Genomic DNA, 24,675 nt, shown 5'->3' on the forward strand with positions numbered 1-24,675 from the left:
GCCTGCCTCCATCTCAAGCGGCGTCGTCCACCACGCCTTCCTGGCGCCGGATCATCCGCCACGCGGCACTGCGGGCGCTGCGGTTGAGGGAACTGCGGAAGTTCTTCTCCGGGTCGAAGTACTTCTGCCCGAGGTCGGCGATGGTGTCGAAGTGGTCCATCATCTTGTCCTCGAACACGGGGTCGAAGACGTGACCGAAGTTCTCCTCGTCGTTGGCCACGGCCGCCAGACGCACCTTCGGGTCGGCGATCGCCTCCTCGAAGGGCTTGATGACGTCCTGCTCGGTGAAGTCCGTGCCGTACTTCTCGTTGAACTTCTCGATGAGCTCCGACAGCAGGGACTTCTCCGGCTCCTTGGCGCCACCCGAGCCGTCACCGAAGCCCTTCATCAACGTCGGCCCCTCGGCGACCAGGCTGACGTCATGCTCGCCGGTCTTCTCCACCCGCATGTGACTCAGGTCGATCTCACCGATGTCCACCCCACCATCCTGCCGTCGCGGCAGCCGGTTGAGCAGGTGCCGGCCGTAGAGGTACAGACGCTCCAGGTCGGAATCGGTGTAGGGGACGATCTGGGAGAGGAAGCTGTACTTGCGTACATAGTCGTTCAGGTCAGCGCGGAAGGCTTCGGCGGTTTCCTGGTCGTCCTCGTCGTCGCTGTCGAGCAGCGCGCTGAAGCGGGCGACCGCCGGACCGAGGTGCTGGTACAGCTCGGCGTGCAGCTTCTCCCACTTGGCCACATTGCCGGCGGCCTGCTCCTCGGCCGCCAGGTACGCCTCGACAAAGGCCTGCATCTCCGCCTCTACGAGCAGGGCCGGCGACATGACCTTGCTCTGTGCCGTGTAGAGCAGGTTGGGATCGGACGGGAGGGTGGCCGCCTCCTCGAAGTACGGCCGGAACGCGTCCTTGATGTCCTCCGCGTCGTTGACGAAGTCCAGCACGGCCAGGTCGGACTGGCTCTTGCGCTCCGCGGTGCGGTTGAGCCGGGACAGGGTCTGCACGGCGGAGATGCCGGCCAGCTTCTTGTTGACGTACATGGTGGTGAGCAGCGGCTGGTCGAAGCCGGTCTGGTACTTCTCCGCGACGACCAGGATCCGGTACTCCCTCTGGCCGGCGGCACCGGCCTGGGCCGCCTTGTCGTCCGCGCGGGTGTAGGCGAACGCCTTCGGCAGGGCGCTCTCCGGCAGGCCGCCGTTCTCCTTGGACTCGGTCGTCTCCTCGCCGTCGTAGGTGAGGGTGCCGGAGAAGGCCACCAGGACACCGGGGTCCGGATAGCCCAGGTCCTTGATGTACTTCTTGATCGAACGGGCCATCTGCACCGCGCTGTGCCGGGAGGCGGTGACCACCATGGCCTTGGCCCGGCCGCCGAGCCGGCCGGCGGTGTGGGCCCGGAAGTGCTCGACGACGATCTGCGCGTGCTGGGCGACCGTGGAGTCGTGGGTCAGCGCGTAGCGGGCGAGCAGGGAGTTCGCCTTCGAGGGATCGACCTCGCGCTCGTCCGGGTTCTCGTTGACCAGCTTCCAGTACGTGTTGTACGTGACGTAGTTGCGCAGCGGGTCGAGGATGAAGCCCTCTTCGATGGCCTGCCGCATCGAATAGGTGTGGAACGGCCGGTAGGTGCCGGTCTCGTCGAGTGTGCCGAACAGCTCCAGTGTCTTGTGCTTGGGCGTAGCAGTGAAGGCGAAGTAGGACAGGTTCGCGCTCCGCTGCCGCTTCTTGGCGTTGGCCGTCAGCTTCGCCTCGGTGTCCTTCGGCGCGGTGTCTTTCGGCGCGGCGGCGCTGGTGGCCCCCGGGTCGTCGGAGTCCGAGTCCAGGCCCAGATCCCGCAGCACGGCGCGGACGGAGGTGGCCGCGTCGCCGGACTGCGAGGAGTGGGCCTCGTCCACGATGATCGCGAATTTGCTGCCCTGGATCTCGGTGGGGTTGCGCTTGAGGTAGTCCACCAGGGCCGGGAAGGTGTGCAACGTGACGGTGACGATCTTCCCGGTCTCCTGGGAGAGCGCCTTCGCAAGCTGCTCGGACTTCGCCCCCTGCTTCTCGTCGATCTTCACGACCAGCCCGGCGGTCTGCTCGAAGCTGCCGACCGTGTCCCGCAACTGCGAGTCCAGGTTCCGCCGGTCGGTGATGATGATGACCTTGTCGAAGACCGGAGATCCCGACCTGAGACCGGCCTTGACCGCATCCGGGTCGAGCTCGGCCGGGTCGGTGGACGTGTGCAGTGACGACAGGCGATGGGCGAGCCAGGCGATGGTGTTCGACTTGCCGGAGCCGGCCGAGGCCATGATGAGGTAGTTGTGACCGGCGCCGTGCCGGGCCGCATGGGCGGTCAGCTTCTTCACGGCGTGCCACTGGTGGTAGCGCGGGAAGATCAGACTCTTGCGGGTACGCCCGTCGGCGCCCTTCTCCTTCTGGAGGTGGACGAACCGCTCCAGCAGATCCAGCCAGTTGTCCCACTGCCAGACCTCTTCCCACAGGTACGAGGTGGCATAGGCACCGAAAGCGCCGGCCGGCGGGTTTCCCTTGCCTCCCGGCTTACCCGGACCTTCCGAGCCGGTGTTGAACGGCAGGAACCGGGTCTTCGCGCCGCGAAGCTGGGTGGTGACGAAGACCAGGTCCGGATCGACCGCGAAGTTGGCGATGACCCGACGGGAGAAGATCAGCTCGGACGGGTCGCGGTCGGTGCGGTACTGCTCCTTGGCGTGCTCCACCCCCTGGCCGGTGAGCGGGTTCTTCAGCTCGGCCGTGGCGACCGGGATGCCGTTGAGGAACAAGGTGAGGTCGAGCCGGTTACCCCAGTCGGACTGCTTGGTGGCGTACGCCAACTCCTTGACGACCGTGAGGCGGTTCTTCCGGTATTCGGTGAGGATGTCGTCGGACTCCACAAAGGACGGCTTGAAGTACGCGACGCGGATGCGAACACCGTGGTCCTTGACGCCCTTGCGGAGCACGTCGAGCAGGCCGTCGGTCGTGATCGCCTGGTCGAGCCGCTTGGCGAAGCCGTGCTGCGCGGCGTCCCGGTCGCCACCGTAGAAGGTGACCAGCTCCTCCCACTCGTCGGCCTGAGTGGCACCGATGAAGGTGAATAGCTGCGCGGTGTCGATGCCGAGGTCGGCTCGGTAGTCGGTGTTGTTGCCGAGCTCCCACCCGTTGGCCAGGAGGGAGGCGACGATCGCGTCACCGAAGACGGACTCGTGGTGGATGGGGCTCATGTGGTCAGTCCTCGATTCCTCGGCCGCTGGCGGTAGAGACGTCGATCTGGCCGGTGACGGCCGCGGTGATCAGGGCTTGACGACGCTCTGCCAAGAGGTCGAGCTGGCGATCGCATGCATCAATCGCTGCCCGCATCTTCTCCCAGCCCTTGTAGGTCGCCCGCGCCACTGAACGTTGAACGCTCAGCGCCGGAATGGGCAAGACCGCCGATTTGACGATCTCGAGATTGATCATCGCCCGCGTGGAACCCCTACCCTCCATCGCCCCCGCCCCTAATGGCGATGACAGCAGTAACGCAACAAAGCCCGCATCCGCCACAGACGGTTCCAACCGAGCACGGAAGCATTTTCCCTTGACAATCGCTGGACCCAGATCCGGCGCCACACAGCACCGACCTGCATGGTTTCGCGCATCACCGAGGCCCGCGATAAGCAAATCTCCTTCACGAACTTCATACGGCCGAAATTTCGCAAACATGTCGAGTGAAATTTTGGCCTGATCCTGATGCCTATACTCTGCGAAACCAATGTTCCCTAGGCGGATCACCTTCGCCCCTTCCGCCCCTTCGTCGATATAGTCTGCACTCGAGAAGGCACTTCCGAAGGGACCATCAATAATGGAACGCAGTACCCGGCGCAATGGAATTTGCCCTGCAGGGACGTTATCGAGAGCGTCTTGAAAGTAGGACCAGCGACGTAGTTCAAGTAAGGCTCGCTGCGAACTACGAGCCCTTACCAGAAGGTCAACGTGAGCAGTCTCGGCGTCGAGGAAGTCGGCGATGCGGCGCTGCTCCTCCAGCGGTGGGACCGGAAGCTGAATCTCACGAGCCACCTCAAGGTTGATTCGGGCGCGCGTCGATCCACGAGTCAGCGTGGATACTTGGTCGGCAACCAATGATGAACTGAGCGCCCATGCAGCGAACCGGTGAGTAAGGCGGCGCTCATCTAGCCGCGCACGGAAGCAGTCTGCCTTAACAATTGCTGGGCCAATATCACTGGGAACAATACAGGCACGCCCCACTGGATGGCGTTCATCGCCGAGCCCCGCTATGACGAGATCGCCAGGCCTCGCTTGATGACGTCGCAACTCTTCGAAGTATTCCAAGGGAATATACGCAGCGTCGGCGCCTCGGAAATGCGCAGAACCGATATTGCCGAGCCGAATGACCCTCGCCCCGTCGTCAGAGTAATGACTGCTTGTTAAAGAGCTTCCAAAAGGTCCGTCGACAATTTCCTCTATAAAACGACGAAGCGGCAACCGAGGGTACTGAGAGGTCATCGTCATCCGGTCACCTCACCCAACAATGCCTGGATCTCGACCTCTAGTGTCTTGAGTTCCGCGTCGATCTCGGCGAGCGACCGTGGGGGTTGATACACGTAGAAGTATCGCGTGAGTGGAATCTCGTACCCGATCTTCGTCTTCTCGTAGTCAACCCAGGCATCCGAGACATGCGGCAGCACCTCACGCCGCAGGTACTCCTCCACATCCTCGTTCAGCGGCACGTTCTCGAGGTCGCGCAGCTCCGGGTCGGGTTCGGGAACACCCTTGACGAGCTGCACCTCGCCCTCGGGGTCCCGGACGCCGATGACGTCGCGCAGCGCCTTCTGGAACGGAGCACCGGATGGCCAGACCAGACCGGCCTCGGCCATCGCCGAACGCAGCGCGTCCCACGCCGCCCGCTTCGTCATCCACACCTGACCCAGCAGCGGCTTCAACGCAGCTTCCAGCGCGTCGACATCCAGCGCCTTCTGGATCGCCTTCGACTCGCGTACCTGCCCCAACGTCTCTTCGGTCACCTCGAAGCGGAGCTTCAGCGGCCGCTCCACGGTGATCCGGCGATACCCGAAGTCCTCGTTGGCGAAGACCTTCACCTTGCCGTGCAGCGGGTGCTCCGGGTCCTGGGCGACGTCCAGCGCCTCCCCGTACAGCCGGGTGATCTCGGAGATGTGTTCGGCGGTCAGATACTTGCGCTTGTCCCCCAGTGACTTGCGCATCTTGGCGAAGTAGTCGCGGGCGTCCAGCAGGACGACCTTGCCGTCGTGGTCGTTGTCCTTGCGGTTGGTCAGGATCCAGAAGTACGTGGAGATACCGGTGTTGTAGAAGAGCTGATCCGGCAGGGCGACGATGCCTTCCAGCAAGTTATTCTTGATGATCCACTGCCGGATCCGCGACTCTCCAGAGTCGGCCGCACCGGTGAACAGCGGCGAGCCGTTGAAGACGATCGCGATCCGGCTGCCACCCTTGCCGTCCGGGGCGACCGGCTTCATCTTCGAGATCATGTGCTGCAGGAACAGCAGCGACCCGTCGTTGATGCGGGGCAGGCCGGCGCCGAACCGGCCGCTGTCGCCAAGCGTCTCGTACTCGTGCTCGATCTCGTCCTTGACCTTCTTCCACTCCACACCGAAGGGCGGGTTGGCCAAGAGGTAGTCGAAGTGGGCGCCGCGGTGGCCGTCGTCGCTGAAGGAGTTGCCGAACTTGATGTTCTCCGGGTCCTGACCCTTGATCATCATGTCGGAACGACAGATCGCCCAGGACTCTGGGTTGAGCTCCTGACCGAAGACCTTGACCGTTGCGGCCGGGTTGAGGCGGGTGATGTGTTCCTCGGCGGCAGAGAGCATGCCGCCCGTGCCGCAGGCCGGGTCCATCACCGTACGGGACACACCCGGCACACTCAGCGCGTCGTCGTCCGGAGCGACGAGGAGGTTCACCATCAGCTCGATGACCTCGCGAGGGGTGAAGTGCTCACCCGCCGTCTCGTTGGACTGTTCCGCGAAGCGACGGATCAGCTCCTCGAAGACGTACCCCATCTGGTGGTTGGAGACCACCTCGGGTGCCAACGGGAGATCCGCGAAACGGCCGACCACCCGATACAGCAGGTTCGCGCCGTCGAGCCGCTTGACCTGCTGGGCGAAGTCGTACTTCTCCAGTACCTCGCGCGCGTTCTCGGAGAACGCGCCGATGTACGGGAGCAGGTGCTTCGCTGCCTGGCTGGGGTCACCCGCGATCGCCTTCAACGTGTACTTGCTGGTGTTGTAGAAGCTGTGGCCGGAGGCGCGCCGCAGGAACCGGGCAACGTCGATGTTCTGGCCAGCCAGTCGCTCGTACTCCGCCAGCACCTTGTCCTTGGTCGGCGCGAGCACGCACTCCAGGCGGCGCAGCACGGTGAACGGCAGGATCACCTTGCCGTAGTCGGCCTGCTTGTAGTCGCCACGCAGGAGGTCGGCTACCGACCAGGCGTGGTTCGCCAGTTCGGTGTGCTTGCTGTGGTTCAACGGGTTCCTTCCGCTGCACCGCCCGAAATGAGGGCGGGTTGGGACATGGGTGGCGGCTGCTGTTTGTCGTTCAGGTTCAGGATCCGGCCGGATCAACGTCGGGTGGGAGCAACGCGCCGCCGGTGAGACCGGATCCGAGCGCCCGGACCGTCTCCTCGGCTAGGCGGCTCGTGAGGTCGGCCGCCGCCCGAAGCGCCTGCAGCTGCCGGAACGCCGTGCCGTACCGCCGCTGCTCATGCAGCGGCAACAGCGGTACCCGTAGCCGGCGGACGTCCAGGCGCACGACCGACGTGCCGGTCGCCGCCGCGTTCAGGTTGTCCTCGGCCGCCAGGAATCCGGCGAGGAACCAGGGGTCGAGGCGCTCCGGATCCGGCCGGAGCAGGAACAGGTTCCGGCCGAGGAGCTGTCCGGCGTCACGCGCGTCCGCCACCCGGGCCGCGCGAGCCCCGCCGTGGAGCACCTCGGGGAGGATGACGTCCCCCTCCCGGATCTCGATCCCTTCGCCCGGGGCGCGCTCGTCGCCCGCCCCGGAGGCCGACCGGCTCGCCGCCACATCCTGCGCGGTCAGGGTACGGATAGGGGCCTCGTTCTCCGCCCGGTCGGACGTCGTGCCGCGACCGGCGGCGGCCACCCGCTGCAGGGTGAGCGCGCCACCCCGCAACAGGTCGGCGACGGTGGCGCTACGCCAGGACCGTGGTTCGGCACCCGCCGGTGGCCAGCTCTCGCCGTCGCTCAGGGCCGTCAGGTCGGCAACCGCCTGGCGCATTCGGCTGCGCAGTGCGCTTGCCGTCGCGACCTGCTGCTCAGGCTTGGCGGCCGCCGGTGCGGTGCGGACATGGCGGGCCGGGGAGAGGTCGACCTCTTCGTCCAGCAACTCGATGACCGGGACCGCGCGCGCGAAGCCCGGCTCCTCCGCCGGGGATTCCGGCGTCTCGGTGAACGCGCGGTAGGCCTTCAACACCCGCGCGCATACGGCACCGAGGTCCCCATCGGTTCCGTCGGCCAGCAGTACCTGAGCCGGCGGCGACGCGTCCGGCGCGGGGCGGCGCAGGACCCACAAGTGCAGGGGTACGCCGTGCGGCGCCGCCGCCCGAGCCGGCAGCGCGATAACCGCCCGCAGCGCACCACCTCGCAACAGTTCGGTTCGGATGCGCCGGCCCGCGCGGCGGCTGGCCGCTGACGGCGGCATGAGGATGACGGCGGTACCCCCCGGCCGCAGGTGCGCGAGGGAATGCTGGACCCAGGCCAGCTCCGGTTCGGTACGCGGTGGCGTCCCGTACTCCCAGCGCGGGTCGTAGCCGAGCTCCTCCTGGCCCCAGTTGGTGTCGCCGAACGGCGGGTTGGACACCACCGCGTCGACGGTCAGGTCCCCGAAGGCGTCGGCGCGCAGTGAGTCCCCGACGTGGATATCGCCGGGGACGTCGCGCATCGCGAGCCAGAGCGCGATCAGCCGCCCGGTGTGTTCGTCGATCTCCTGCCCGTACGCGGCGGAGCAGCCGGCGCGGACCGCAGCCCGAAGGACCCCGCCCGTGCCGCACGCCGGGTCCAGCACCGAGCCGCCGGCTACGTCGGCGAGCCCGACCATCAGGTCGGCCAGTTCGTCGGGCGTGGCACCGATCCGCCGCGCCTCCCGGTCGATGAACCGCCGCCACAGCTCGTCGAACGTCGCCTGCGGCCCCTGCCGGTCCACCAGGTCAGCGACCGCCTGGCGCACCGTGGCGTCGACGTCCGGCAGCGACGGTGACTCGCCGCGCTTGCGCGAGAGAAGGTACGCACCGACCTCTCCGACGGTCGCCGCCAGATGGTCGCTCGCTGCCGACAGGTGCGACCAGAGCCGGTCCTCCGTGGACACCTCCGGCAGTTTTCCCTGGTCGCGCAGCCAGCCCTCAACGTCGCCGAGGGCGAACTCCGGGCTCGCCGCCGTGCCGCCGACCGGCGCGGGAAAGTCCGCATGGCGTTTACGCCAGTTGCTGACCGCGGCGCGACCGACACCGGCCAACCGGGCGATGTCGGCGGCGGTAACCGTCGGAGTCTCTTGCACACGAGCAGCATACACGGCTGTCAAGAGATTCGTCTGTTGACAGAGTTGTTGGACGATGTTCTCATTGACGCCGACATCGAAACGAGGAGAAGCAATGCGTAAAGGGACTCTCATTGGACTGACCGTCGGAGCCGTCGTGGCGCTCGGCTGCGGGGCCGGCAGCACCACGGCGACGTCCGGCGGGTCTGGCAACAGCGGCGGGAAGACCGCCGCCAAGACCGCCAAGGTCGGCGAGGCGGCCCGGGACGGCAAGTTCGAGTTCACGGTGCAGCAGGTCAAGTGCGGCGTGCCGTCGCTCGGCAACGACATGCTCGGCAAGAAGGCGCAGGGCCAGTTCTGCCTTGTCACGGTCCAGGTCAAGAACATCGGCAAGGAGGCGCAGGCCTTCAGTGACAGTGGCCAGAAGGCGTTCGGGGCGGACAAGACGCAGTACTCCACGGACAGCACCGCCGGCATGTACGCCAACCAGGACGCCGCCACCCTGTTCAACCAGATCAACCCCGGCAACCAGGTGACCGGCGTGCTCGTCTACGACATCCCGGCCGGCGCCACCCTCGCCAAGCTCGAGCTGCACGACTCGTCCTTCTCGGGCGGCGTGGACGTCCAGCTCGCCTGATTGCCCGACGCCCTGGGGCGGGCAACCGCCCGCCCCGAACCGCCCCCTCCCCTACGGCGTTCACAGGAGACGTCATGCGTGCCGACGAGTTCACCGACGCCCTTCCCCTGCTCCCCGACGCGCTCCGCGACCGCGCCGAGGCGCTGCGCCCCTACCTGACGCGTAACCGGTGCGAGCGCTGCCGGCAGATCAGCGACGCGGTACAGCTCGCCCTGATCGTGGCCCGCTACGACGAGTTCGAATCAGCGGCGCACCAGCTCGAGGCCGCCGAGGCGCTCGCCGGAGGCCACGACCGGCTCGCCTCCGGTACCTGCCGGGCCGGGGTACGCCGCGACGGGTCGGCCCGCGGCCGCGGGCTGGTGGCGCGCTGGACGCACACGACCGGCGACCCGGTCGCCGCGACCGACGCGAGCTGGAAGGGGCGGGTCGGTGGGATCGCGTACGTGGTCAGCGACGGCCACTTCGGACTGCGGGGTCGCCACGCCGGCCGGCTCGACCCGACCGGCCCGTCCCGCGCACTCATCAACGAACTGCGCGCGGTCGAGTACCTGCTGTCGGGGTTCGTCACCCCGCCCGAGCGCCTGACCGTACTGGTCGACAGCCTCGGCGCGCTGTCCTATCTGCACCGCTGGCAGGAAGGCGACACGACGGCCATGCCGGCCGGGTACAGCCTGCGCCCGCGTATCCACGCCGCCCAGCCCACGCTGGTCCGGCTCGCCGAACTCCTCCCCACCCTGCCCGGAGTGACCTTCCAGCACGTCAAGGGTCACGCCGGCCATCCGCTCAACGAAGCCGCCGACGCGCTCTCGCACATGGCCCGTCGCCGGCTGACGGAACAGTTCGACCTCCACGGTCGGGCGAAAGATCTCGTCAACGCGTTCCTCCGCGACTGGCACACCGCCAGCGCCGCAGCGTGAACCGGAGGCACCAGTGAACCGCGAAGAGCCCCTCCTGGAGCTGATCTTCGATCGGCTCGCCGCCGACGCCGTACCCACCGACACCGCCGACCTCGTGCTCGCCGCCCTGTGCGGGAGCGACGACCTGTCCGCCGCGCTGGCCGGGCAGCCCACCAAGCTCGACGTCCGGCGTGCGAACGCCGACCAGCCCGAGCACCACCTCTACCTGTCCTCGGTGACGGTGGCCGGCTTCCGGGGCGTCGGCCCGGAACGGGCCCTGCCCATCCGCCCCGGACCGGGCCTGACGCTCGTCGTCGGCCGCAACGGCTCCGGCAAGTCCAGCTTCGCCGAGGCCGTCGAACTCGCCCTCACCGGTGACAGCGCGCGGTGGGCCGACAAGAACAGCGTCTGGCGTACGGGCTGGCGCAACCTGCACGCCCCGGACCCCTGCCGGATCGCCGTCGAGCTTCGCGCCGACGGGCAGGCGGCGCCGGTACGGATCGAGCGGTCCTGGGCGGCCGACGCCGAGCTCGCGGACGCGAAGGTCGTCGGAAGCGACGCCGTCGACGGCCTGACCGAACCGCTCAAGCTCTACCGGCCGTTCCTGACCGCCGCCGACCTGGGCAAGCTCGTCTCCGGTACGCCCAGCCAGCTCTTCGACGCGATCTACGCGATCCTCGGTCTCGACGCGCTCGCGAAGGCCGATGGGCTGCTACTCGCCGCAGCGAAGCCGTTCGAGAAGACAATCAAGGAGGTACGCGCGCAGCGTGAGCCGTTGCGTGACAAGGTGGCCGGGATCGACGACGACCGGGCTCGGCGCGCCGCTGTCGTCCTGACGTCCAAGCAGCCCGACCTCGACTTGCTCGACGCGATTCTGGCCGAGCCGCTCGACAGCGCCGCCGACGCGACGGTTGCGCTGTGCCGGCGGCTGGCCGCCCTAGCGCTGCCCGCTCGTGACGACGTGGCACGGTTGGCCGGCGACCTGAGCGGGGTGGCGGCGGAGGCGCAGCGCTACGACGGATCACGGTCGCGGACGCTGGTGAACACCGCCGAACTGCTCCGGCTGGCGCTCGACCAGCACGCGGAGGCCGGCGACGGGCCGTGCCCGGTCTGCGGTACCGGTACCCTCGACGCCTCCTGGCACACGGGCGCCGAGGCCGCGCTGAACGACCTGCGCGTCACCACCCTCGCGGCGCAGCGCGCGTCGACCCGCCTGGCCGAGCTGTCCCGCAAGGCGCGCGACCTCTGCGACGGCGTCGACGTCCCAGCCGGTGACGTGCCGGGCGTACGGCTCGACGAACTGCGGGCCGCCGTGGCTGCACTGCGCGACGCTCCCCGTACCGCGGAGGAGCTCGCCACCCACCTGCTCGCAGGGTACCCGGCGGTCCTCGACGCCGCCGAGACGGTACGCGCGGACGCGGCCGACTGGCTGCGCCGGCGCGACAGCGGCTGGCAGCGGGTAGCGGCCGACGTGCGCGCCTGGGTTGACGCCGCCCGGCAGGTACCCGAGCACGAGCGTTCGCGCGACAGGCTCAAGAACGCCCGGGCCTGGCTGACGACGGTCGGCGAGAAGATCCGTAACGAGCGGGTGGCGCCGTTCGCCGAGCACTCCCAGCGGATCTGGCAGGAGCTGCGCCAGGAGAGCAACGTCCGGCTCGGCACGATGACGCTGGCCGGTACGAGTACCAGGCGCCGGGTGGTGTTCCCGGTGAGCGTCGACGGCGCCGACAACGGCACGGCACTGGGCGTGATGAGCCAGGGCGAGATGCACGCGCTCGGGCTGGCGACGTTCCTGCCGCGCAGCTGCGCCGACGAGAGCCCGTTTCGGTTCATCGTCATCGACGACCCGGTACAGAGCATGGATCCGTCCAAGGTGGACGGGCTGGCCCGGGTGCTCGCGGACGTGGCCGACCAGCGCCAGGTCGTCGTGTTCACCCACGACACCCGCCTGCCGGACGCCGTACGCCGCCTCGAGATCGACGCCGACGTGATCGAGGTCGTACGCGCCGAGCAGTCGGTGGTCACCCTGCAGCCGAGCCTGGATCCGGTCAGCCGGTACCTCGACGACGCGAATGCCCTGGCACGGTCGGCGGAGGTTCCCGACGACGTTCGCGCGCCGGTGGTCGCTGAGCTGTGCCGCTCGGCGCTGGAGGCGGCCTGCCACCGCGTCACCTGGCGGGTGCGGCTGGCGCACGGGGTCCGGCACGCCGACGTCGAGGACGCGATCGAGCGGGCGCGCAAGAGCGTGCCGACCACGTTCGCGCTCGCGCTCTTCGACGACGCCGACCGCGGCGGCGAGGTGCTGGGCTACCTGAACCGCAGGCACGGGTCCTGGGCCGCCGACGCGTACCAGGCCTGCCGCAAGGGCGTCCACGGCGCGTACGCGGGCGACCTGCGCCTGCTCGCCACCGACACCCGCAAGCTGGCGGAGGCGCTGGCATGACGACCGTGACCCCGGACCGCTGCCTCGCCGCGGCCGACCAGATGCTGCGCGCCACCGGGCCGCTCGGCGCCACCGCCGTCGCCGCCGGGTGGTGGCCGAAGGCCTGCGCCTGCCTGATCCGTCTGGCGCTCGAAGGGGGCATCGACGCCTTCTGGCAGCGGCTGTCCCCGCCGGTCGCCGTCTGCGCCAACGGGCGCACCAAGCACCTGATGCTGCGGCGCTACGACCGTACGGTCGCCCGCCGGGTGAGCTTCGCCTGGGCCGCGCTGTCCAGCGCCACGCACCACCACTGCTACGAGATGGCGCCGACCGCCGGTGAACTGCGCCGGCTACACACCGAAGTGACCGCGCTGCTCGCAACGTTGAACGGCCCCGAACTCCCGTCCTGACGTCGGCTCGTCACCGCGGCCGCTGCCGACCCGGACGACCACCGAACCATCCCACCGAGTACGCCCAGAACGGAGAGACCCCCATGAGCGCGCAGGTACCGACTGAGATGCCCTCCGACAACCCTGTCGACGACGCGCCGGCTGCGCTGTCCGCCGGTGAGCCAGCCCCGGCCGATCCGCCTGACATGCCTGACGACGAGCCACCGACGGCCGCACCCGGCGGGGACGGCGAGCGGGGACCACTGCCCCGCCTGCTGCGCCGGCCGCGGTTCTGGATGGCGTCCGTACTCACGGTCGCCCTGGTCAGCGGCTGGAGCCTGACCTTCTACTACCACCACACCAGCGAGACCCATCGCCAAGCCGGCGAGAAGAGCCGTGCCGCTGCTGCCGACCTCGGCAAGCGGCTCGAAACCGTAAGCCAGGAGCGCGACACCTACAAGGCTCGCGCCGACCAGATGCAGACGCGCGAGGACGCGGTGAAGCAGCGCGAGGACCGGGCCCAGGCCCGTGAAGACGCGGTGAAGCAGCGCGAGGACGCGGCGACGCAGGCGGAGAAGGTCCAGGCCCAGAACACCATCCGCGAGGGCACCTGGGCGGTAGGCGTCGACATCCAGCCCGGTACGTATCGAGTGAAGGAGGCCGTCTCCGGACAGTGTTACTGGAAGATCAACTCGGACGCCAACGGGCGCAACATCGTGGCCAACGACCTCGTCAGCGGTGGCCGGCCGACGGTGTCCCTGTCGAACGGCCAGTACTTCACGACCCAGGACTGCGGCGACTGGATCAAGGTTTCATGACCCACCCGGCAGTGCTCGGACTCTTGTCAGCAGACGCATTCAGATACCAGGGAGAAGGTTTGTCCACCAACGGCATCGAAGAGGTCTACCAGGTCGGCCGGGGCGCGGCGGACTCCCCCGTCATCCTGCACGTACCGCACAGCTCCCGGCACATCACCCCGGCCGCCCGGTCCCACATCCTGCTCGACGACACCGCGCTGGCGGCCGAGCTGGACCACATGACCGACTCGCACACCGGACTCATCGCCGACCGCGCGGCGGCCGGGACGAAACGAGCCCCGTGGACGTTCACGAACCTGGCCTCCCGCCTCGTCGTCGATCCGGAGCGGTTCCCGGACGAGCGTGAGGAGATGCGCGCCGTCGGTATGGGCGCCGTCTACACCCGCACCTCACACGGCCACCGGCTGCGCGACGACGACCCGGTACACGAGAAGGCGCTGCTGGCCACACACTACGAGCCGTACGCGGCGGCCATCGCTGACCTCGTCGACGAGCGACTGGCCGCCACCGGTCGCGCGGTCATCATCGACGTGCACTCCTACCCGGCCGTGGCCCTGCCGTACGAGTTGCACGCCGGCGGCGAGCGGCCGGCCGTCTGCCTCGGCGTCGACGAGTTCCACACCCCGCCGCAACTGCTCTCCGTCGCCGAAGCTGCCTTCTCGTCGTGCGGGAGCATCGCCGTGAACACGCCGTTCGCCGGCTGCTACGTCCCGCTCAAGCACTACGGGACGCAGCGGGCCGTGACCGCGCTCATGGTCGAGATCCGCCGCGACACGTACATGACCGAACCTGGCGGACCGCCGACCGCCGGCATCGACCGGATCGTCGAGGCGCTCACCCACCTGGTCGACATGGTGTAGAGGTCATCGGCCCCGCCTGAACCTACGCCGGCTGGCTCCGCGGTTTGTCAGCCGCCTGATGGACACCTTTCGCCCCGTCGGTGCGGTAGCGGTCGGCCATGGCTTCGCCGTGGTGCCGGGAAGGAGCGTGCGTAACACGCTGCTCGTGCTGGCCGCCCTCGTCGGCACCGGCAAGCGGTCAGCCGATGGCTGGACCATTCCAGTCAGCCGGTAGGTGGGCCAGGCGGACCCGCTGGGGGTGGTCGCCGACCGGGATGGAGGCGATCTTCCGTCCGGTACCGAAGTCGATGGCGGTGACCTGGTCGGCCCCGCTTCCGGAGATGATGCGGGCCTTTCCGTCTCCGCTGATGGTGGCCCAGTACGGCTTGGATGCGGTCACCAGCGGTCCCTCCTGCAAGGTGGCGCGGTCGACGACGGTGGCGTAGTCGTCCATAGTCCCGGCGATGCACAGCCTGGTGCCCGCGGGGTTCATGGACATGCCGTGGTGGCGGGAGTCGTTGACATAGGTGGTGCGGTCGTCGCTGGTGGCGGGATTCTTCGGAAGGGTCTTCATGCGGGTGATCTTGTCGGTGGCGACGTCGTACCCGAAGAAGCCGTTGAAGAAGGAGACCTGGAGGTACATCTTTGACTCGTCGGGGGTGAAGGCGACCGGGCGCACCGCGTCGGACATGTCCTTGCGGCCGAAGGCGTCCAGGCGCTGCCGCATGTCGATGACATTGACCTGCCTGAAGGTGGCGCCGTCGACGACTGTGATCTTGCGGTCACCCTTCAACCAATCCTGGGACGGGTCGTCAAAGTCGTTGTTGACCTCGCCGATTGACATGTTCCAGATGTACGCGCCGTCATGGGTGAAGACGTTCTCGTGAGGCTTGTCGCCGGTGGCGAAGGAGCCGATCTGCTGGCCGGTGCGAATGTCCAGCACATGGACGGTGTTGGCGGTGGAGGCCGACACAGCCACTCGGGAGCCATCCGGGGAGACGGCCATGTGGTCGGACCGGTATCCGGAGACGGGGAACCGCCAGTTGAGGTTGCCCGTGACGATGTCGATGGAGACCACATCGGCGAAGCTGGGGCGTGAGACCACGATCGCTGAGCCGTCGGGAGTGGAGTACATGTCGTCGACGAACTGGTCGTGACCCTCGCCGACGGTCTGCCGGATGCCCAGGAAGTATGCCAGCCGGACGGGGTCGAGGTAGATCTCGCGCAGTCGCTGGTCCTTGTCGGGGATGACGTTGATCCGCCCGATCTTGGCGAAATCAGCGGTGGACTTGATGGCGTCGGCGGTGCCTTCCCCAGTCGCGGGCACGCCCGGCCCGCAGGCGCCGGTGCAGATGGTTCCGTATCCCGGCCGACACACACACCCTGTTTGACCGGACACCACAGGCCGGCACCATCCCCTCCTCGGACCGCCACGAGGGGCGGATCCGACGACGACGCCGTGCAGGACGCTACGCACCGACGCCTAACCAGCAGGGGCGCCGCTGGGCACCGATCACCGACATCAACGACTTCCGGCCGACTACTCCGACCGCGTCATTGCCCGAGTAATTCGGCGGTGTGCACAACTGGGACCACCGGTACTACTGGCTGCGAATGCCACGCCCCACGTCGTTCGACCAATTCAAGTACCCGATCGTTCGTCTTCATGGTGGAGCGGATCACGACCCGCGTCTGGAACCTAGGCCCGCGTCGGAGCTGGGAGCCAAGCCGATTAAGGGCTGAGCACTTCTGCTGCACTTCGCCGAGCGAGGCGGTAGGCACGCTGACGGCAGGCGTGGAGCAGAATGCGCGGTCGCCGCCGCAGGATTCCGCTGCTTCAAATCAGTTGCCATCGGGCGTCTGTCTTGTGACGTTGCCAGCATGACCTCTGATCCAGACACCGTCCCGGTACCTCATCGTCGCCTGGTCGACCCGAGCGTGGTGCGACGGCTGATCGCCAGGCAGTTCCCGCAGTGGGCCCACCTGCCCGTCCGGCCCGTCGCGACCAACGGTTGGGACAACCAGACCTTTCATCTCGGTGACCGCATGTCGATACGGCTGCCCACCGCTCGGGAGTATGCGCTGGCGGTCGACAAGGAGCACCGATGGCTGCCGATACTTGCGCCACGGGTGCCGCTGCCAATATCCGTGCCGTTGGCGAAGGGCGAACCCGATGAGGAGTTTGCCTTCCACTGGTCGGTCTATGAGTGGATCGACGGCGAACCCGCTGACATCGACACCATCGGAGACATGACCGAGTTCGCGGAAAGCCTGGCCGGCTTCCTCGTCGCTCTGCGACACGTCGATCCGACCGGAGCGCCCGAGCCGGGGCTGCACAACTGGTTCCGTGGTGGACCCCTGCAGGTCTACGACTCGCAGACGCGACGGGCGGTCGGGGTGCTCGATGGTCAGGTCCTCCGGGACGCAGTCACGGCGGTCTGGCAGTCGGCGCTGCGGTCGCCCTGGGATGGCCGGCCGGTGTGGTTCCACGGCGACGTGGCGCTGGGGAACCTCTTGGTCCGTGACGGCGCGTTGGCTGCCGTCATCGACTTCGGCACCTGCGGTGTCGGCGACCCCGCGTGCGACCTGGTGATCGCCTGGACACTCCTGTCTGGAGCGAGCCGTGAAGCGTTCCGTGCCAGTCTTGACGTGGACCCCGGGACGTGGGCCCGTGGGCGGGGGTGGGCGCTGTGGAAGGCGCTGATCACTTACGCCGGTGCACTGCAGAGCGACCATGCCGCGGCTGCGGAGGCGAAGCGCGTCATCGACGAGGTGCTTACCGAGTACGCGGAACCCGTTTGAATCAGGGCTTCGACGGTGACCGACGCCGGGATGGACAGAGCCCTCGGCTACCAGGTGTGGCGGGCGTCCAGCCTCGGCGCCCCGACGGCCCAAGTCGAGTGACAGATCGATGTCCGGACTGCGCCGAAGCGCTTCGCATGGGCTCATCCGCTGCCGTCATCACTGGTAATGCCGGGTCTGGATATGGGGTCTGGGCGATGCTCATGCGCAAGACCAGCGACAGCGCGCACCGGTGCTGCGGGCACCCCATCTCCGGTCGGGGACCGGCGGTCTCAGCCTGAGGCAGTGCGCCGGTCCCGGCGGTCCAGTGCCGCGAGCAGAAACACGGTGACCAGGCCCCAAGCGAGCTGCACGGCCACGTCCGGCGCACCGTGCGCTGCGGCGACGGCGGCCGCCCCGAACGCGGTGTGCGCCAGCAGCGCTCCGCCGAGGGCGGCGAGCTGGTGACGCGGTGTCCAGCCCGGCGCGGTGGACCATCGCCGTAGGGCCAGGCCGGCCGAGACGGCAACGACGGCCGCGACCAGCATCGGGACCAGCACCCACAACCCCTCTGTGAAGGCTGGCTGTCGGGCCCCACCGAACGGGTAGAGCAGTCCGAGGTAGCCCAGCACCGCGGCGGCGCAGCCTGATCCGACGATGGCCGGACGAGGTGGCTCGACGCCGTCCCGCATCGAGCCGCCCGCGAGCCGGACGGCGGCCAGCACCAGCGCTGCGACCAGGACGGCGAGTGCGGCCAGGGCAGGAATCGGCAGGGCGTAGCCGGGATCTTCCGACGGCGGCACAGACGCCCGCAGCAGTCCGACGCCGAGAATCGCCACGATCGCGGTGGCGATCAGGCCACCGCGGCGCAGGAAGTGTGTACGCCGCAGGGAGGGAAAGATGCGCTCCACCAGCGCGATGGGGATCGCCACGCTGAAGACGGCGTGGTAGGGCAGGTTCAGCTCCGCGTAGGCGCTGTTGATCCCGAAGGGACGAGGACCCCAGCCGGCGGCACCGTACAGGTGCGGGCTGGTCAGACTCTGCAGGGCCACCCCCTCCTCGACCAGCCCGTACGCCAACCCGAGGAGCAGCATGCTGCCCCAGCCTCCGCCGGTGCGCCGGACGAGCTCGCGGATCACCAGGACGCCCGCGCCGTAGATGGGCAGGTAGACCAGAACGACCCAGATCATCGCGAGGGGAACCGTACCGAGCGTCACCTCGGCGACCAACGGTGCGAGGGCGACCAGAGTCAGGGCCGCTCGGCGGCGGCCGGGAATGCGTTCTGAGGCGCGCACCTGGGCCGGTGTGGTGACGGGGTGCTCGGTCATGCCACCGACGGTAGGGAACCGGCTGTCGACAGCGCCTCCGTCGGTGGACGGGTCTTCGGGCTACGACCTCAGGAGGAGCGCCGCGGGTGAACCACTCCGAGGTCGTACGCGAGGACGACGGCCTGCACCCGGTCCCGGGCGCCGATCTTGCGCAGAATGGCCGACACGTGTGTCTTGACGGTCGCCTCCGTGATCACGAGCCGGGCCGCGATCTCGGCGTTGGACGCCGCACGGGCGACCAACTCCAGTACCTCCAACTCCCGGCCCGTGAGCGCAGACAGCTCGGGACGGCGCACCCCCACGTCGTTCGGCAGCGCCGTCACGAACCGGTCGAGCAGCCGTCGCGTCACGCTCGGGGCCAGCAACGCCTCACCCGAGGCGACCACTCGGATGGCGTCGACCAGCTCCGCCGGGCGGACGTCCTTCAGCAGGAACCCGCTCGCCCCCGCCCGGAGTGCGGCGTACATCGGTTCGTCCTCGTCGTATGTGGTCAGCACGACCACCCGCGGCGCGTCGGGGAGTGCGACCAGCCGACGGGTCGCCTCGATCCCGTCCATCCCCGGCATTCGCACGTCCATCAGCACGACGTCCGGACGCAGCCGGGTCGCCAGCCGCACCGCCTGCTCACCGTCACCGGCCTCGCCGACAACCTCCAGGTCGTCCCGGGTTCGCAAGATCATGCCGAAGCCTGTGCGTACCAGCTCCTGGTCATCCGCGACCAACACCCTGATCGTCATGTCCGGCCCTCCATCGGCAGACGGGCATGCACCCGGAACCCACCGGTCGGGTCAGGCCCCGCCTCCAGCGACCCACCTACCAAGGCCGCCCGCTCGAGCATCCCGATGATGCCGTGCCCATGCGGCCGGACCTTCGATCGGGTCAGCCGGCTCACCGGGGGCCGGCCGTCGTCGCGGACCTCGACGACGAGATCGCCGCCGACGATCCGCAGCTCGACCTCCGCACGCTGCGCGCCGGCGTGACGAAGGGTGTTGGTGAGGGACTCCTGGACGATGCGGTACGCCGACACCTGCACCCCCGGCGGGATCCCGGCCCGCTCGACCCCCTCGCACCGGACCACCACCTCCAGCCCCGTCCCGGACAAGGACTCCACGAGCCGATCGATGTCACCAATGCCTGGCTGCGGCTCACCGTGCTGCCCGGCGAGCTCACCGGGTGCCCGCGCGGGCGCTTCGACCGGCTCGTCGAGTGGACGTACGGTCCGCAGAAACCGTCGCAGCTCCCCCATCGCCTCCCGACCGTAGGACTCCATCCGCCGCACTGCCTGCCTGGCCTGCGCCGGATCGGCGTCGAAGACCTCGTCCGCCGCAGCCGCCTGAACCACCATGACCGACACCGTGTGCGCCAGGACATCGTGCAGCTCGCGGGCGATCCGAGCGCGCTCCTCCAGCACAGCCCGACGCGCCTCGGCCCGCCGACGCCCCCAGTTGGCCCGGCCCAGCGCTCCCCAACTCCACGCCAGCAGCGGTCCCGCGCACCCCAACACGACCCCGACCCGGCCCCCGCCGGCGGCCGCCGCGGCCGTCACGAAGAGCCCCACCGCGGCACCCAGCGCCCACAGCGACATCCTCGCCGGTAGCACCCAAGCGATCGTGCACAACACGATCAACGCGACCCCCGGCCCGACCGACGGGTACAGCACCTCCAAACCGGCCCCGGCACCGAGCACCACGGCCGTGGCCGCGACCGGTCGGCGTCCGGTCCACCACACCGCAAGCGCCTGCAGCCCCACCAGCGCCGCCCCCACGACCCGACCGGACACCGAAGACATGTGCTGCGGGACGAGCAGAGACACCGGGACGACCACGGCAGCCGCGCAGGCCAGAAAAACCGGCCGCCACCAGCGCGGCAAGGCGTTCTGGCCAGGCGCAGCCCGCATCAGGCTCAGACTCGTTCCGGACACCACACCATGGTCGCGCACCGGTATGGTTCCGTGGGTCTGGGAAATGGGCCGGACGCCACCGGCCCTTCCCGCAGAACGCCCCGTGGAAGGCACCCGATGACCCCGGCACCGACCCAGCAGGAGAAGGCCCGGCGACTGCGCGCGCTGCACGTCGAACCCACGATCCTCGTACTCGTCAACGCCTGGGACGTCGCCTCGGCCCGTACCATCGCGGCGGTGCCGGGGTGCCGAGCCGTGGCGACGGCGAGCCACTCCATCGCGGCCGCCCATGGCTACGACGACGGCGAACAGATGCCGGTCGACCTGATGGTCGCGGCCATCGCACGTATCGCCGCGGCGGTGGACCTTCCGGTGACCGCCGACCTGGAAAGCGGCTACGGCGATGTGGCGGGGACCGTACGCGCTGCGATCCGCTCCGGCGCTGTCGGCGGCAACATCGAGGACGCCATGAAGCCGCTCGACCAGGCCGTGCGTGCGGTGGAAGCCGCCGTGGCCGCAAGCCATGCGGAAGGCATGGCCTTCGTACTCAACGCCCGTACGGACGCCTACCTCGCAGGCCCACCCGAGACCGCCCTGGCCGACGCGATCGAGCGCGGCACGGCCTATCTCGCGGCAGGCGCCGACTGCGTCTTCGTGCCCGGGTGCACCGACCCTGACCACATTCGCGAACTAGCCGCAGCCTTCGGTCAAGGCCGACTCAGCCTCCTGGGAGTGCCCGGCCTGCCGGCGCCGGCAGAACTGGAGACCCTCGGCGTCGCCCGCGTCTCCTACGGCCCGTACCCGCAGCGCTGGGCGCTTGTGGCCCTCACCCACAGAGCTGAGCACCTTCTGGCCGGTGGCGGCTGACACCCGATCGCCAACCCGGGAACGCTCACCCCAGCCCGGTGATCACGCCCTCCCCCGTTCGGTGGACAACTGTTACGCAGTACGCATCGCCTTCGATAAGTACTGCAACTGGCTCCACCGAACCCCCAGGAGCATCGATGCACTTACGTAAACACCTCGCGGCCGGGGCTGCGGTCGCCGCCGTTCTGGCGCTCTCCCCGGCACCCGCCCGCGCGGTCGTCGACCTCGGACCCGGGGCAGCGGGCGACGCGACAGCCGACGTCCGCCGGACCGCCGAGGCGGTACGGCCGACCGACGCCCAACTCACCGCCGTCCGCGACCTGATCCAATCCGCGGGGGCGGGTAGCAGGGTGACCTGGGACTCCCGCTTCGGCACCCCGCGGACCATCCGCAAGGACGGTGGCTGGCTCACCGGGCCGCGCGCCGGCGACGCGGTGACCGTGGCCCGCGCCTTCATCGACGACAACCGCGACGCGTTCGGCCTCTCCACGGCGGACGTCGCGGCGCTCACCGTCGTGCGCAACCACGAACTCGTCGGGACCGGCACCCGTGTGATCAACTTCGCGCAAAGCTACGCCGGGCTGCCCGCGGTCCGCGGTGGACACCTCGGCGTCGCCGTCGCCGGCGACGGCAGGATCCTGTCGTACGCCGGCGACTCCGCCCGCGGCGGCAACCTCCTCGCCGCCCACCAACTGTCGGCCGGACAGTCGCTGCAGAAGGTGGCCGGCAGGCTCGCGGCGGGCGTGAGCTACACCGCCCAGGCCACGGGCGAGCGGGCGGGCTTCCAGGTCTTCGCCAAGGGCCCGTTCGCCGCTGACTCCTACGTGCAGAAGGTCGCGTTCCCGGTACGTGACGGCGCCCGCCCGGCCTACCGGGTGCTCTTCGTCAAGAGCCTCGACGAGGCGTGGGACACGGTGGTCGACGCCACGACCGGGCAGACGCTCTACCAGGCGTCGCTGGTGGCGCACGAGGCAGAGGGCACCGTCTACGAGAACTACCCCGGCGCCCCGGCCGGCGGTAACCCGGTCATCAAGTCCTTCGGGCCTACCCAGGCGTCCCCGTCGGGCTACGTCGACCCGACCGGAATCGCCGGGCTTGCAGGTCCGACAACCCTCGGCAACAACGCCAACACGTACGCCAACTACTCGAACTACCTGGCCCCGGTCGACCAGGGGCCGCGCCCCGTGAGCCCCACCGGCCAGTTCAACTACGCGTACGGCACCAACTGGGCGCGTACGAAGGGCCAGACGCTGCCGCCGAGCTACGCGCTCGACCTCGACCCGGCGGCGACCAACCTGTTCTGGCAGCACAACCGGATCCACGACGAGTTCTACAACCTCGGCTTCACCGAGACGGCCGGCAACTTCCAGGTCAACAACGCCGGTGGGGGCGGCCAGGGTGGGGACCCGATCCTCGGGCTGGTGCACGCCGGCGCCGCGAGCGGCGGCTCGCCGACCTACACCGGGCGCGACAACGCGTACATGCTGACGCTCCCCGACGGCATCCCGCCGTGGAGTGGCATGTTCCTCTGGGAGCCGATCAACGACAGCTTCGAGGGCCCGTACTCCGACGGCAACTTCGACGCCTCGGTGATCGAGCACGAGTACGCGCACGGTCTGTCCAACCGGTACGTCAGCGGTGAGGACAACGCCCTCAACACCCACCAGTCCGGCTCGATGGGTGAGGGCTGGGGCGACTGGTACGCGATGAACTACCTGTACGGCAAGGGCCTGGCGAAGACCGCCGTCATCGGCCAGTACGCCACCGGCAACACCGTGCGGGGCATCCGTAACTGGAGCTACGACGAGAACCCGACCACCTACGGCGACGTCGGGTACGACCTGGTCGGGCCGGAGGTCCACGCCGACGGTGAGATCTGGACGGCAACGCTGTGGGACGTGCGCAAGGCGCTCGTCGCCCACTTCGGCGAGGCGACCGGCGGGGAGATGGCGGCCCGCATGATCACCGACGCGATGCCACTGTCACCACCAGATCCCTCCTTTGTGGACATGCGGGACGCGATCCGCACCGCGCTCGACAACCGGTACCACAGCCGGACGGACTACGACACGGTCGTCGACCTCGTCTACGGTGCCTTCGCCAAGCGCGGCCTCGGGTTGCACGCCACCACGCAGGGCGGCGACGACACCGACCCGGTCCCATCGTTCACGCACCAGAACCCGGCCCGCAACGGCACCCTGACCGGCACGGTGATCAACGCTGCCACGGGCAAGCCGGTCGCCGGCGCCCGGGTCATGCTCGGGGTGTTCGAGGCGCGGGTCACGCCGCTCGCGAAGTCGTCGTCGACCGGCGGGTTCTCCGCGTCGGTGACCGACGGCGCGTACCCGGTCACCATCGCCGCGCCCGGCTTCGGCGCGCGGACCTTCCCCGGCGTGAAGGTGGCGGCCGGTAGAACCACGTCACTGCGCTTCTCGCTCGCGCCCAACCTCGCGGCGACCGCCAACGGCGCGACGGTCGTGTCGGCCACCGCGGACGGCGCGGACAAGATGCTCGACGACACCGAGGCGAGCACCTGGAAGGCGACGCCGCGCACCGGCAACGCCGTGGTGAAGCTGGCCGCGCCGGCGAAGATCTCGTCGGTGCAGGTCAGTGCGTTCTCCCCGTCCCGCTTCGAGGGGCTGCGCGGGTTCACCCTGCAGACCTCGAGCGACGGGGTCAACTGGAAGACGACGCTGGCACAGCCCGACGCGTTCGGCTACCAGACGCCCCGCCCCACAGCGCCCGACCTGCACTACAAGCAGTTCACGCTGCCGAATCCGGTGCAGGCCCAGTACGTCCGGCTCTGGACCGACAGCGCCCTCGGCGAGACGAAGACCAGCGTGCAGGTCGCCGAACTGCAGGTCTTCGCGCAGAACGTGCAGGGCGTCGAGCCGCTGCCGCCGTCGCCGCCGGACCCGCCGGTGACCGACAGCGGGACGATCGTCGCGGGTAACCCGTCGAGCGACGCGGCCGACGGGGCGACCGGCGTCACGGCCACCGCGTTCACGTCCGCCTGCGCGGTCCCGTCCGCGCCGGCACAGGGCGCGGACGCGTGGGTGACCAAGCTGCCGGACAGCTTCGGTGACGGCCTGCACAGGGTTGAGGTACGCGGCGGCGGTGCCGGCCCGTACGACATCGACCTGTACTTCTACGACGCGTCGTGCACGCTGATCGGCACGGCGGGATCGTCGGCCGCCGACGAGTCCGGCACCCTGCCGAGCGGCACCCGGTACGTGCTGAGCCAGCTCTGGCTGGGCGCGGCGGTGCCGATCACACTCACCGCGACCGACCCGCAGTAGT

The 24,675-nt window shown here is 69.0% G+C and carries 17 protein-coding genes; 9 read left to right on the forward strand and 8 right to left on the reverse strand.

Annotated elements, in window-relative coordinates; genetic code table 11:
* Window positions 1-13 precede the first annotated feature (13 nt).
* The 4 genes from Pme01_RS11470 to Pme01_RS11485 all read right to left on the reverse strand — a co-directional run bounded on the left by Pme01_RS11470 (window position 14) and on the right by Pme01_RS11485 (window position 8,519).
* Window positions 14-3,205 (reverse strand): type I restriction endonuclease subunit R, encoded by a 3,192-nt coding sequence (locus Pme01_RS11470; RefSeq protein WP_168115375.1) that lies wholly within the window; start codon window positions 3,203-3,205, stop codon window positions 14-16.
* A 4-nt stretch (window positions 3,206-3,209) separates the two neighbouring features.
* Window positions 3,210-4,490, reverse strand: coding sequence for a restriction endonuclease subunit S (locus Pme01_RS11475; protein WP_168115374.1), 1,281 nt, complete (start codon window positions 4,488-4,490; stop codon window positions 3,210-3,212).
* Window positions 4,487-6,478: a type I restriction-modification system subunit M gene (locus Pme01_RS11480; RefSeq protein ID WP_168115373.1), complete on the reverse strand. Its 1,992-nt coding sequence runs from the start codon at window positions 6,476-6,478 to the stop codon at window positions 4,487-4,489. Before Pme01_RS11480 ends, Pme01_RS11475 begins: the two co-directional genes overlap by 4 nt.
* Before the next feature lie 76 nt (window positions 6,479-6,554).
* Complete coding sequence (locus Pme01_RS11485) at window positions 6,555-8,519, reverse strand: N-6 DNA methylase (protein ID WP_239088161.1); 1,965 nt, start codon at window positions 8,517-8,519, stop codon at window positions 6,555-6,557.
* Window positions 8,520-8,613: 94 nt separating this feature from the next.
* On the opposite strand from Pme01_RS11485, the gene Pme01_RS11490 reads away from it, so the two are divergent.
* From Pme01_RS11490 to Pme01_RS11515, 6 genes are all read left to right on the forward strand, one after another.
* Complete coding sequence (locus tag Pme01_RS11490; RefSeq protein ID WP_168115371.1) at window positions 8,614-9,135, forward strand: DUF4352 domain-containing protein; 522 nt, start codon at window positions 8,614-8,616, stop codon at window positions 9,133-9,135.
* A 74-nt stretch (window positions 9,136-9,209) separates the two neighbouring features.
* The gene (locus Pme01_RS11495) at window positions 9,210-10,052 is read left to right on the forward strand and encodes a ribonuclease HI (RefSeq protein ID WP_168115370.1); all 843 of its coding nucleotides are present in this window, start codon (window positions 9,210-9,212) and stop codon (window positions 10,050-10,052) included.
* 13 nt (window positions 10,053-10,065) lie between these two features.
* Entirely contained in the window at window positions 10,066-12,474 is a 2,409-nt protein-coding gene (locus tag Pme01_RS11500) for an AAA family ATPase (RefSeq protein ID WP_168115369.1), read from the forward strand.
* Window positions 12,471-12,863, forward strand: a complete 393-nt coding sequence (locus Pme01_RS11505) for a hypothetical protein (RefSeq protein ID WP_168115368.1) — start codon at window positions 12,471-12,473, stop codon at window positions 12,861-12,863. The genes Pme01_RS11500 and Pme01_RS11505 overlap by 4 nt, the downstream gene beginning before the upstream one ends.
* Window positions 12,864-12,946: 83 nt before the next feature.
* Complete coding sequence (locus tag Pme01_RS11510; protein ID WP_168115367.1) at window positions 12,947-13,660, forward strand: Rv1352/Rv1906c domain-containing protein; 714 nt, start codon at window positions 12,947-12,949, stop codon at window positions 13,658-13,660.
* Between the two features lie 59 nt (window positions 13,661-13,719).
* Window positions 13,720-14,520 carry an N-formylglutamate amidohydrolase gene (locus Pme01_RS11515; protein ID WP_239088162.1) on the forward strand — a complete coding sequence of 267 codons (801 nt, stop codon included), beginning with the start codon at window positions 13,720-13,722 and terminating at the stop codon, window positions 14,518-14,520.
* Between the two features lie 178 nt (window positions 14,521-14,698).
* Here the strand turns inward: Pme01_RS11515 and Pme01_RS11520 are convergent, their stop codons facing one another.
* Window positions 14,699-15,826, reverse strand: a complete 1,128-nt coding sequence (locus Pme01_RS11520; protein WP_239088163.1) for a YncE family protein — start codon at window positions 15,824-15,826, stop codon at window positions 14,699-14,701.
* Between the two features lie 611 nt (window positions 15,827-16,437).
* Here Pme01_RS11520 and Pme01_RS11525 point away from each other — a divergent pair.
* Window positions 16,438-17,301, forward strand: a complete 864-nt coding sequence (locus tag Pme01_RS11525; protein ID WP_308441047.1) for an aminoglycoside phosphotransferase family protein — start codon at window positions 16,438-16,440, stop codon at window positions 17,299-17,301.
* 272 nt (window positions 17,302-17,573) lie between these two features.
* Here the strand turns inward: Pme01_RS11525 and Pme01_RS11530 are convergent, their stop codons facing one another.
* The 3 genes from Pme01_RS11530 to Pme01_RS11540 all read right to left on the reverse strand — a co-directional run bounded on the left by Pme01_RS11530 (window position 17,574) and on the right by Pme01_RS11540 (window position 20,421).
* Window positions 17,574-18,608, reverse strand: coding sequence for an AF_0692 family protein (locus Pme01_RS11530; protein ID WP_168115364.1), 1,035 nt, complete (start codon window positions 18,606-18,608; stop codon window positions 17,574-17,576).
* Window positions 18,609-18,676: 68 nt separating this feature from the next.
* On the reverse strand, window positions 18,677-19,345 hold the full coding sequence (locus Pme01_RS11535) for a response regulator (protein ID WP_168115363.1): 669 nt from the start codon (window positions 19,343-19,345) through the stop codon (window positions 18,677-18,679).
* Window positions 19,342-20,421, reverse strand: a complete 1,080-nt coding sequence (locus tag Pme01_RS11540; protein WP_239088164.1) for a sensor histidine kinase — start codon at window positions 20,419-20,421, stop codon at window positions 19,342-19,344. The genes Pme01_RS11535 and Pme01_RS11540 overlap by 4 nt, the downstream gene beginning before the upstream one ends.
* 204 nt (window positions 20,422-20,625) lie before the next feature.
* Between Pme01_RS11540 and Pme01_RS11545 the strand changes: the two genes are divergently transcribed.
* Together Pme01_RS11545 and Pme01_RS11550 are read left to right on the forward strand one after the other, a co-directional pair.
* Window positions 20,626-21,375 carry an isocitrate lyase/PEP mutase family protein gene (locus Pme01_RS11545; RefSeq protein WP_168115362.1) on the forward strand — a complete coding sequence of 250 codons (750 nt, stop codon included), beginning with the start codon at window positions 20,626-20,628 and terminating at the stop codon, window positions 21,373-21,375.
* A 137-nt stretch (window positions 21,376-21,512) separates the two neighbouring features.
* Window positions 21,513-24,674 (forward strand): M36 family metallopeptidase, encoded by a 3,162-nt coding sequence (locus Pme01_RS11550; RefSeq protein WP_168115361.1) that lies wholly within the window; start codon window positions 21,513-21,515, stop codon window positions 24,672-24,674.
* Window position 24,675: the final 1 nt, after the last annotated feature.

It is taken from the genome of Planosporangium mesophilum, from assembly GCF_016863255.1.
In the GTDB taxonomy this organism is placed as follows: domain Bacteria; phylum Actinomycetota; class Actinomycetes; order Mycobacteriales; family Micromonosporaceae; genus Planosporangium; species Planosporangium mesophilum.

Excerpts from the sequence above, each read along its gene's own strand:
- Pme01_RS11470 (WP_168115375.1), bottom strand. The coding sequence starts at position 3,205 with ATGAGCCCCATCCACCACGAGTCCGTCTTCGGTGACGCGATCGTCGCC.
- Pme01_RS11475 (WP_168115374.1), bottom strand. The coding sequence starts at position 4,490 with ATGACGATGACCTCTCAGTACCCTCGGTTGCCGCTTCGTCGTTTTATA.
- Pme01_RS11490 (WP_168115371.1), top strand. The coding sequence starts at position 8,614 with ATGCGTAAAGGGACTCTCATTGGACTGACCGTCGGAGCCGTCGTGGCG.
- Pme01_RS11495 (WP_168115370.1), top strand. The coding sequence starts at position 9,210 with ATGCGTGCCGACGAGTTCACCGACGCCCTTCCCCTGCTCCCCGACGCG.
- Pme01_RS11505 (WP_168115368.1), top strand. The coding sequence starts at position 12,471 with ATGACGACCGTGACCCCGGACCGCTGCCTCGCCGCGGCCGACCAGATG.
- Pme01_RS11510 (WP_168115367.1), top strand. The coding sequence starts at position 12,947 with ATGAGCGCGCAGGTACCGACTGAGATGCCCTCCGACAACCCTGTCGAC.
- Pme01_RS11530 (WP_168115364.1), bottom strand. The coding sequence starts at position 18,608 with ATGACCGAGCACCCCGTCACCACACCGGCCCAGGTGCGCGCCTCAGAA.
- Pme01_RS11535 (WP_168115363.1), bottom strand. The coding sequence starts at position 19,345 with ATGACGATCAGGGTGTTGGTCGCGGATGACCAGGAGCTGGTACGCACA.
- Pme01_RS11545 (WP_168115362.1), top strand. The coding sequence starts at position 20,626 with ATGACCCCGGCACCGACCCAGCAGGAGAAGGCCCGGCGACTGCGCGCG.
- Pme01_RS11550 (WP_168115361.1), top strand. The coding sequence starts at position 21,513 with ATGCACTTACGTAAACACCTCGCGGCCGGGGCTGCGGTCGCCGCCGTT.